Source organism: Nocardioides sp. (assembly GCF_030655615.1).
Classification (GTDB): domain Bacteria; phylum Actinomycetota; class Actinomycetes; order Propionibacteriales; family Nocardioidaceae; genus Nocardioides.
Window position 1 is genome coordinate 1 of record NZ_JAURVJ010000183.1, and the last position, 9,346, is coordinate 9,346.

Sequence of the window (9,346 nt, forward strand, 5' to 3'; positions counted from 1 at the left end):
GGCGCACGACGGCCGGGGGTGACGCGGGAGGCGCCACGACGTCGGGAGCGGCCGCCGCCGGTCGCGACGCGGCCGAGACCGCGACCAGCTCCGGGTCCCGGGTCGTGACGACCAGACCCGCGCCGGCCGACACCACGGCGAGCACCAGGCCCAGCACCAGGAGCGCGGGCCGCCCTCCGCGCGGTCGCTCGGAGCGGACGCGGCGAGGCCGCTCACGGCGTGGGCGGACAGCCTCGGTGGTGGCGCACGCGAACTCCGGCACCGACCGCACGGCGAGCGGGACCTCCGACGTCACCTCGGTCTCGGTGTCCACGGCGTCCCTCGCTCTGCGCGCCGCGCACCCCGATGCACGCGGACTGGCGCGACGATAAGCCGAGCCAGCCGGCCACGTCACCGGCCGCCAGGTAAAAACTGGCGGACGGTCAGGTCACGACCGCGGCTCGGGGGTCGGCACATCGGCCTCCCAGCGCGCCCGTCGCTCGGCGTCGCTCTGCTCCCACCACGGGGTGCCGCGCTCCCCCAGGGCGACCTTGGTCGCCTGCACGCCGTCGCGGGAGTGCCGCTCCCCGTCGGTGCCCTTGGTCCGGCGCACCTCGCGCCGCCACGCCATCAGCACGTGCTGCAGCTCGTCGCGCCGCTCGTCCGGGATGGCGGGATCGGTGGCGCGCCAGCGGCGACCCTTGACCACGATGTAGCGACCGTCGTCGGTGTGCTCGACCCCTGGCTTGCTGGGCTTGCTGGGCTTGCTGGGATTGCTGGGCGTGTCGGTCATGTAACCGCGGCCCCGGCCTCGAGCGCCGCCCGGTCGATGACCCTCCTGGCCCGGTGGCGGTAGCGGTAGATCTGCACGAGGCCGATCGCCCACAGCACGTACTGCGCGCTCATCGCCCACCGGAACGCCTCCGGCGTGTAGTCCGTCGAGGCGCCGGGGGTGCGCCAGTCGAGGATGAGCCCGACGGCGACGACCAGGACCAGGCTGGCCGCGAAGCCGGCCTGGTTGATGATCCCGGTCGCGCTGGCGAGCCGCTCCGCGGGGTTGGAGGTGCGGGCCAGGTCGAACCCGATCACCGACGCCGGGCCACCCAGCCCGACGACCTGGGTGAGCAGGACCAGGAGCCACAGCGGTGCCTGGCCGGGCCACGCCAGGACGGCCGTCCAGACGGCGACGATGGCCCAGACGATGACGAGCACCATCGACGACCGGTGCCAGGGGTGGCGGCCGACCAGGTAGCCGAGCAGCGGGCCGGCGTACATGATCGCCACGACGATGAGGGTGAGCAGCAGCCCGGCGGTGCCCTCGGAGAGCCCCTCGCCCTGCACCAGGAACGGGTAGCCCCAGAGCAGGCCGAGGGTCGTCGAGCTGAACTGGGCCGTGAAGTGCATCCAGAACCCGAGGCGGGTGCCCGGGTGGGCCCAGGACGCGGCGAGGCTGCGGCGTACGGCGGCCAGCGAGAGCCGCGGGCCGACCAGGCGGCGCTGGTCCGGGGCGTCGCGCACCACCACCACGAGTGCCACGGTCAGCACCACGCCGAGCGAGGCCGTCGTCAGGTAGGCACCGGTCCAGCCGAGCTCGCGCAGGGCGAACGTCATGGGGATCGCGGCCAGCACGGAGCCGAGCTGGCCGAGCGTCCCGGTGAGCTGCGTGACCAGCGGCACCCGGCGGACCGGGAACCACCGGCTCACCAGACGCAGCACGCAGATGAACGTCATCGCGTCGCCCATCCCGACGAACAGCCGGGCCACGAGCGCCGCCGGATAGGTCTCGGCCAGCGCGAAGCCGGCCTGGGCGGCCGTGAGCACGATCGTCCCGGTCAGCATCACCGTGCGCGGTCCGTAGCGGTCGACGAGCAGCCCGACCGGCACCTGCATCAGCGCATAGACGACGAGCTGCATCATCGTGAACGTCGCCAGCTGCGACGCCGAGATGTCGAACCGCTCGGTCGCCAGCAACCCGGCGACCGCGAGCGAGCTGCGGTGGAAGACCGCGACCAGGTAAGTCGCCAGCCCGACGCCCCAGATCGCGTAGGCGAGGCGGCCGCCCGGGGCCGCCTCGGGTGTCGTCACTCCCCGCAGACTACGACCCGCCCGGCCGGTGGGCGGGACCGGTCAGAACGCGCACCACACCACGGTGTCGGCCAGCACAGCTCGCGCCCCGGCGGCGTCGACGCCGCCGGCCTGCGAGGTCCACGCGAACCGGATCCGCTCCTTGGTGCCGATGCGGAGGTAGCGCGGCGCCGCCACGTCCCCGGCCGCGTGGACCTCCCGGAAGTAGTAGAGACCGTCGAGCAGGACGTCGGTCCGGGCGCTCGACCCGGCCGCGCTGTCGTCGGCCGCACCCATCGCGAAGCGAATGCCGCGGCAGCGCCGGGCGACCCGCCACTGCACGAAGCCGGTGGTCACGTCCGCCGCCCCGACGGAGGAGTGTGGATAGGTGGTGCCGTCGATCGTCGCCGAGCCCGCGGTCGTCGACTCCTGGACCTGCACCGGCAGGTCGGCCAGGAAGTGCGCGCGGTAGACGGTGACGGTGAGCGCTCGGGTCCGCAGTCGCTCGTGCCGCGCGGTCGCGGGGACCACGACGCGGTAGTGCCGCCTGCCGGGCGTGCTCGGCCGGTCGCGGTAGGCGTAGCGGCCGTCGGCGCGGGTGCGGACCTGCGCCTCGGTGACCCACCGGCCGCCGGTCCGGAGCTGCTTCTGGACCTTGACGAGGGTGCGAGCGACCGCGGGCGTGACCCGGCCGCGGACCACCAGGACCCGGCCGACCTCGACCTGGGTGCGGTCGACCGCGACGGTCACGCTCCGCCGGGCGTCTCGACGGTCGCCTGCACGGACGGCAGCGTCGGACGCGCTCCCGGGCGCCGGGGCGACGAGTGCCCCGACGACGAGCAGCACGAGCACCAGGAGCGCGACGCCGCCGCCGCGTCGGTGGGGCCTCGACGGCATCAGAAGCTGCAGCGCACGAGCGGCACCGCCATCACGGCCTCCGCGCCGGACTGGTTCTCCGGCGTGCCGGTCACGTTGCTCGACGTCCACTTGAACGCGACGCGGAACGCGTTGGTCACGTTGATGGTCTGGACGGTGGACTCGGTGAGGCCGAACGAGTCGGTGAAGACGGGGGTGCCGTCGACGACCAGCTGGATGTTGGCGGTGGCGGTGTCGGCCGACTCGTCACCGTTGCCGAACCGGGCGCGCAGCGAGGTGCAGCGCCGGGCGAAGTTCCAGTCGACGAAGCCCTCGTCGTAGGAGGTGTAGCCGGCGAGCCCGCGCGCATAGGTCGCCCCGTTGACGGCGATCGAGGTCGTGACCCGGGTCGCGCTGCCCGCGCGCGACTTGACCAGGGTGAGGTCCTGCCACCGGAACAGCGTGACGGCGACCGGCTTGCTCGTGCCCTTGGCCCGCCCCGGCGTCGCGGGTACGACGACCCGGTAGGTCCGCTTGCCGGCGGTGGTCGGGCGGTCGTTGTAGGAGTAGGCGCCGGACGCGGTGGTGCGCAGGGTCGCCTCGGCGACCCACGTGCGGCCCTCGAGCCGCTTCTGCAGCTTGACGACGGTGCCGCGCTTGGCCGGGGCGACCTTGCCGGAGAGGACGAGCCGCTCGCCGACGTCGAGCGAGACGCGGCTGGCCTTGATGGTCGCGGTGTACTTCCCGGCGCGCGCCGAGGCGACGGCACTGCGGTCGGGGGCGTCGGCGGCGGTGGCCGAGACGCCGGTGGTCAGGGAGGCGCCGGCCGCGACGGCGGCCAGGACGGTGGGGACGAGCAGGGCGCGGGTGAGCGAGCGCATGATGGGGCCTTCCGGGACGGATCCAGGGTCGGTGGTGGTACCGACTCCTGTGACAACGTCCCGGGGACCCCGTCTGTTGACAGGGCGCGCGAACTGGGCGCCCGGCGCCCCTATCCGAGCACGACCGGGCCACAGGGCGCGCAGAGCGGAGGGGCGGCCCCCGGTCCGGTCGGCCCCGCCCGCCCACGTCGCGGCAGCCCTCCGAGAGACCAGCGGGACCGCGGAGCGAGCCGCCCCGGAGCGACCAGACTCACTTGGTCGCCTCCATCATCTGGCGGAGCTCCTTCTTGAGGTCGTTGATCTCGTCGCGGAGGCGCGCTGCGAGCTCGAACTGCAGCTCCACGGCGGCCTGCTTCATCTGGTCGGTGAGGTCCTGGATGAGCAGGGCGAGCTCGGAGCTGGGCAGGCCCGCGAGGTCCTTGGCGTGGTGGCCGGAGGCCTTCTCGCCGAGCACCGGGACGGTCTGGCGCGCCTTCGCCCCTCCGGCCCGGCCCTTGGCGGCCGTGCCGGCCCAGGTCTGGAGCAGAGCCTGGGTGTCCTCGTTGTCGCGCTGCAGCATCTCGGTGATGTCGGCGATCTTCTTGCGCAGCGGCTGCGGGTCGACGCCGTGGGCGGTGTTGTAGGCGACCTGCTTCTCGCGACGCCGGTTGGTCTCGTCGATCGCCTTCTCCATGGAGGGCGTGATCTTGTCGGCGTACATGTGCACCTGGCCGGAGACGTTGCGGGCCGCGCGGCCGATGGTCTGGATGAGCGACTTGTCGGAGCGGAGGAAGCCCTCCTTGTCGGCGTCGAGGATCGAGACCAGCGACACCTCGGGCAGGTCGAGACCCTCGCGGAGCAGGTTGATGCCGACGAGGACGTCGTACTCACCCATCCGCAGCTCGCGCAGCAGCTCGATGCGGCGCAGGGTGTCGACCTCGGAGTGGAGGTAGCGGGTGCGGATGCCGGCGTCGAGGAGGTAGTCGGTGAGGTCCTCGGACATCTTCTTGGTCAGGGTGGTGACGAGGACCCGCTCGTTCTTGTCGGCGCGGGTGCGGATCTCGTGGATGAGGTCGTCGATCTGGCCCTTGGTGGGGCGGATGACCACCTCGGGGTCGATGAGGCCGGTCGGGCGGATGATCTGCTCGACCACGTCGCCCTCGACCTTGTCGAGCTCGTAGTTGCCGGGGGTGGCGGACAGGTAGATCGTCTGGCCGATCCGCTCGAGGAACTCCTCCCAGCGCAGCGGCCGGTTGTCCATCGCGCTCGGGAGCCGGAAGCCGTGGTCGACGAGGTTGCGCTTGCGGGACATGTCGCCCTCGTACATGCCGCCGATCTGCGGGACCGCGACGTGGGACTCGTCGACGACGACGATGTAGTCCTCGGGGAAGTAGTCGAGCAGGCAGTTGGGCGCGGAGCCGCGGGTGCGGCCGTCCATGTGCATCGAGTAGTTCTCGATGCCGGCGCAGGACCCCACCTGGCGCATCATCTCGATGTCGTAGGTCGTGCGCATGCGCAGCCGCTGGGCCTCGAGCATCTTGCCCTGGCGCTCGAACGTCGCGAGCTGCTCCTCGAGCTCGGCCTCGATGCCGCGGATCGCCCGCTCCATCCGCTCCGGACCTGCGACGTAGTGGGTGGCCGGGAAGACGTAGAGCTCCTTGTCCTCGGTGAGCACCTCGCCCGTCACGGCGTGGAGCGTCATCAGCCGCTCGATCTCGTCACCGAAGAACTCGATGCGCACGGCGTGCTCCTCGTAGACCGGGAAGATCTCGAGGGTGTCGCCGCGCACCCGGAAGGTGCCACGGGTGAAAGACATGTCGTTGCGTGTGTATTGGATCTCGACCAGCTGGCGCAGGATCGAGTCGCGGTCGCGCTCCTCGCCGACGCGCAGCCGCAGCATGCGGTCGACGTATTCCTGGGGGGTGCCGAGGCCGTAGATGCACGAGACCGTCGAGACCACGATCACGTCGCGCCGGGTCAGCAGCGAGTTGGTCGCCGAGTGGCGCAGCCGCTCGACCTCCTCGTTGACCGAGGAGTCCTTCTCGATGTAGGTGTCGGTCTGGGGGACGTAGGCCTCGGGCTGGTAGTAGTCGTAGTAGGAGACGAAGTACTCGACCGCGTTGTCGGGGAACAGCTGCCGCAGCTCGTTGGCGAACTGCGCCGCGAGCGTCTTGTTGGGCTGGAGCACCAGCATCGGGCGCTGCACCTGCTCGGCCACCCACGCGACCGTCGCGGTCTTGCCGGTGCCGGTCGCACCGAGGAGCACGACGTCCTGCACGCCCCCCTCGACCCGGTGGGTGATCTCCTTGATCGCCGCCGGCTGGTCGCCGGACGGTGAGTAGTCGGAGATGACCTTGAAGGGGGCGACACGGCGCTCGAGGTCGGTGACAGGACGCATGACTCGAGCGTAGACGCGACCACCGACAACCTGGGGGCGAGCCGGACGTGGACCCCTCCCCGGCACGGTGATCGGGTCGGCCTAGGTACGGCTGCGGAGGTCCCGACACGGACGGCGCCACTGTGTCCTCGCTCCACGGTGATCGAGCCGACGGGCCGGCTACGGCCCGGCGGGTCGAGATCCCCACAGCCGACCCACCCGACGCCACCACACGAGGCACGTCGACGACGGCGGCTCAGTCGAGCGAGTGCCGCACGTGGAGCAGCAGCCGCGTGGCGACCCGGCCGGCCGGGGTGGCGAGGAGGAGCTCGACGGGGGCGACGGGGACCGGCAGCCGCCGCTTGGCGGTCGTGGTGCGGGTGCGGGCGAAGGTGCGGAGGCCGTTCTCGCCCGCGAACGGGCCGTAGCCGCGAGAGCCGAGCGCGGCGCGGGGCAGCTCGCCGGCGGTGGCGGCGGGGACGTTGACGGTGATCTCGGCGGCGGTCAGCAGCTCGGCGAGGTGCCGGCCGTGGCGCGCGGAGTGGACCGCGACCTGGGCCGAGGGGTGGCCCTGGAGGCGCTCGACCAGCACCTCGAAGCCCGGAGCGCTCTGGACCCTGACCGCGCCGACGGGGGCGGCGAGCTCAGCCGGGCCCGTACGGCGACCCATCGCCCGGGCGAGGACCCCGCGCCGGGCCGTCGACCCGGCCCCGGCCAGGCGCAGCGCCTCGGTGAAGTCGTCGAGCACCGACGGCGCGACGAAGACCTCGGGGCCGGGCTCGTCGTCACCGCGGCCGGATCGCGCCAGCTCCGCCACGGCCGCGGCTGCGGCGTCGAGGTCGGCGTCGGGGGCGACGAGGGTCACCGGCGCGACGACGGGCACGACGGTGACGGGCACGAGGGCGCGGGCGGCGGCGGTGCTCACGCGCACCCCGGCGACCGGGGAGCCGAGGAAGCAGACCCGGTCGAGCGGCGTGCCGGCCAGGGTCACGGCCGTGGCGTCGTCGCCCGTCAGGACCTGCAGGATGCCGGCGGGAGCGTCGGGGTGGGCGACGGCGAACGCCTCGACGTAGGCCGCGAGGGTCGCGGTCAGCCGGCCGCTGGGCTGCACGACGACGGCGTTGCCGGCGGCGAGGGCGCAGGCGACGGCCGACGCGGCGGCGTAGAGCGAGGGGCGGCCGGAGGCGACGACCCCGACGACGCCCTCGGGCACCCACGTCGAGGTGGCGCCGAGCTCGGGGCTGAGCAGGCCGTGGGAGACCGAGGTCGACGCGAGAGCGCCGCTCGCGTGGCCCTCGACCCAACGGAGGTGCTCGACGGTCTGCAGCACCTCGAGCATCGCGTCGTCGAAGCCGAGCCCTGCCTCACGGTGGAGCAGCTCGGCCAGCCGCGCCGACGAGCGCCAGAGCTCGCCCCGCCAGGAGCGGAGCATGCGGCACCGCGCGCCCACCGACGCCGAAGCCCACGCGGGCGACGCCTCACGGGCGAGCAGCAGCGCGGCCCGCACCTCGGCGTCGCCGCACATCGGGAACGAGCCGAGGACGCTGCCGTCGCTGCGGTCGACGGCGTCGAAGGTGGAGACCGGCACGCGTCCACGGTGTCACAGCGGGACCGGAGGGCCGGGCAGGACGCGCGCGGGTCAGCGCCGCTCGTCCGGCTCGACGCGGAAGGTCCGGAGCGCCGTGGCGAGCATCCGGTAGTGCCCGGCGAGCAGGACCACCTCCAGGGCGCGCGGCTCGTCGAAGGCCGCGACGAGCTCGGCCCACGTCGCGTCGTCGAGGTCCTCGTCGGCGTGCAGCGCGTCGACCACCCGCAGCAGCAGCCGCTGGGTCGGCGTCCACCCCGCAGCGTCGGGGCCGTCGGCGACCCGGTCGACGTCGTCACGGGTCAGCCCCGCCGCCCGGGCGATCCGCCGGTGCTGCGACAGCTCGTAGTCGGAGCCGCACAGCGTGGCCACCCGCAGCACCACCAGCTCGGTGTCGGCGCGTGACAGCCGACCGCCCGAGAGCAGTGATCCGGCAAACGCGAGCCACGGCCAGAACACGCGCTGGTGACGGCCGAGGGTGAGGAAGACCGCGGGCGGCGCCGTACCGACCCGGCGGCCCGCGAGCGCCGCGAACGCCCTCACGGCGGGGCCGCGCCCCGGCGCGACCCGGGCGCTCACGGCCCCACCCGCCGGGCACGCTCGACGTCGGGCAGCGCCCGGTTGGCGGCGCGGTTCATCGCCCGCATCGCGAGCGTGTAGGCGAGGGGGACGTGCCGCTGCACCGCGTGGATCGCGCGCACGTCGGGCGAGGTGTAGACCCAGTAGCGGTTGCGTCGTACGCCGTCCCAGATGGCCGACGCCGCTTGCTCGGGCGTCACCGCGCGGCGCCGGAACCCGGCGTGGGCTCGGCGGAAGGCCGGGCTCTCCTTGTTGACGCCTGCGATCCGCACCGTGTTGGTCAGCGGCGTCGCGACCCCGCCCGGGACGACGAGGCTGACGCCGATGCCGTGCGGGCGCAGGTCGAAGCGGAGCACCTCGGAGACTCCGCGCAGCCCGAACTTCGAGGCGCTGTAGGCCGCGTGCCACGGCATCCCGATGACCCCGGCGGCCGACGAGACGTTGACGAGGTGGCCGCCGCGACCGGCGTCGACCATGGGTGGCACGAGCCGCTCGATGACGTGGATCGGGCCCATCAGGTTGACCTCGACGAGGCGGCGCCAGTCGTCGTGCTCGAGGCTCGACACCGTCCCCCACGTCGAGATGCCGGCGACGTTGAGGACGACGTCCATCGGACCGCGCCCGGCGGTGAGCCGGTCGGTCGCCGCCACGACGGCGTCGTGGTCGGTGAGGTCGACGGGTTCGGCGTACGCCGCCCCGAGCCGGCCGGCGACCTCGGCGAGCGGCCCGGCCTGCACGTCGGTGAGGTGCAGCACGGCCCCCTCGGCGGCCGCCTGCTCGGCCACCGCCCGGCCGATCCCGCTGGCGGCGCCGGTGACGAAGACCTTGACGCCGTCGAGGCTGCGGAACCGTCGGACGCCCACAGCGGTCCTAGAGCAGCGGGCGCAGCGGCGCCAGGAAGAACTCGGTGAACTTGCGGTGCAGGTCGCGGGTCTCCCACTCGGCGCTGGTGAGCGGCGCGCAGTTGGACTCGTCGGTGCGGAAGACCGCCTCGAGCTGAGCGGCGAGGCCGGCGTCGATGATCTCGACGTTGATCTCGTAGTTGCC

9 protein-coding genes are annotated in these 9,346 nt (G+C 73.3%); all 9 read right to left on the minus strand.

Annotated features, from left to right (window positions below; all coding sequences use genetic code 11):
* Positions 1-313 (minus strand): hypothetical protein (locus tag Q7T52_RS15375; protein ID WP_304803999.1); only part of this gene is annotated, 313 nt, incomplete at its 3' end.
* Positions 314-427: 114 nt separating this feature from the next.
* Complete coding sequence (locus Q7T52_RS15380; protein ID WP_304804001.1) at positions 428-772, minus strand: hypothetical protein; 345 nt, start codon at positions 770-772, stop codon at positions 428-430.
* Positions 769-2,064, minus strand: coding sequence for a nitrate/nitrite transporter (locus Q7T52_RS15385; protein WP_304804003.1), 1,296 nt, complete (start codon positions 2,062-2,064; stop codon positions 769-771). The genes Q7T52_RS15380 and Q7T52_RS15385 overlap by 4 nt, the downstream gene beginning before the upstream one ends.
* Positions 2,065-2,106: 42 nt before the next feature.
* The gene (locus Q7T52_RS15390) at positions 2,107-2,940 is read right to left on the minus strand and encodes a hypothetical protein (protein WP_304804004.1); all 834 of its coding nucleotides are present in this window, start codon (positions 2,938-2,940) and stop codon (positions 2,107-2,109) included.
* Entirely contained in the window at positions 2,940-3,779 is an 840-nt protein-coding gene (locus Q7T52_RS15395; protein WP_304804006.1) for a hypothetical protein, read from the minus strand. Before Q7T52_RS15395 ends, Q7T52_RS15390 begins: the two co-directional genes overlap by 1 nt.
* 250 nt (positions 3,780-4,029) lie before the next feature.
* Entirely contained in the window at positions 4,030-6,156 is a 2,127-nt protein-coding gene (gene uvrB, locus Q7T52_RS15400) for an excinuclease ABC subunit UvrB (protein WP_304804008.1), read from the minus strand.
* Between the two features lie 235 nt (positions 6,157-6,391).
* Positions 6,392-7,723, minus strand: a complete 1,332-nt coding sequence (locus Q7T52_RS15405; RefSeq protein ID WP_304804009.1) for an aldehyde dehydrogenase family protein — start codon at positions 7,721-7,723, stop codon at positions 6,392-6,394.
* A 51-nt stretch (positions 7,724-7,774) separates the two neighbouring features.
* A complete protein-coding gene (locus Q7T52_RS15410; RefSeq protein WP_304804011.1) occupies positions 7,775-8,299 on the minus strand; it encodes a carboxymuconolactone decarboxylase family protein in 525 nt (174 codons plus the stop codon).
* Positions 8,296-9,162: an SDR family oxidoreductase gene (locus Q7T52_RS15415; protein WP_304804013.1), complete on the minus strand. Its 867-nt coding sequence runs from the start codon at positions 9,160-9,162 to the stop codon at positions 8,296-8,298. Before Q7T52_RS15415 ends, Q7T52_RS15410 begins: the two co-directional genes overlap by 4 nt.
* Positions 9,163-9,346 lie beyond the last annotated feature (184 nt).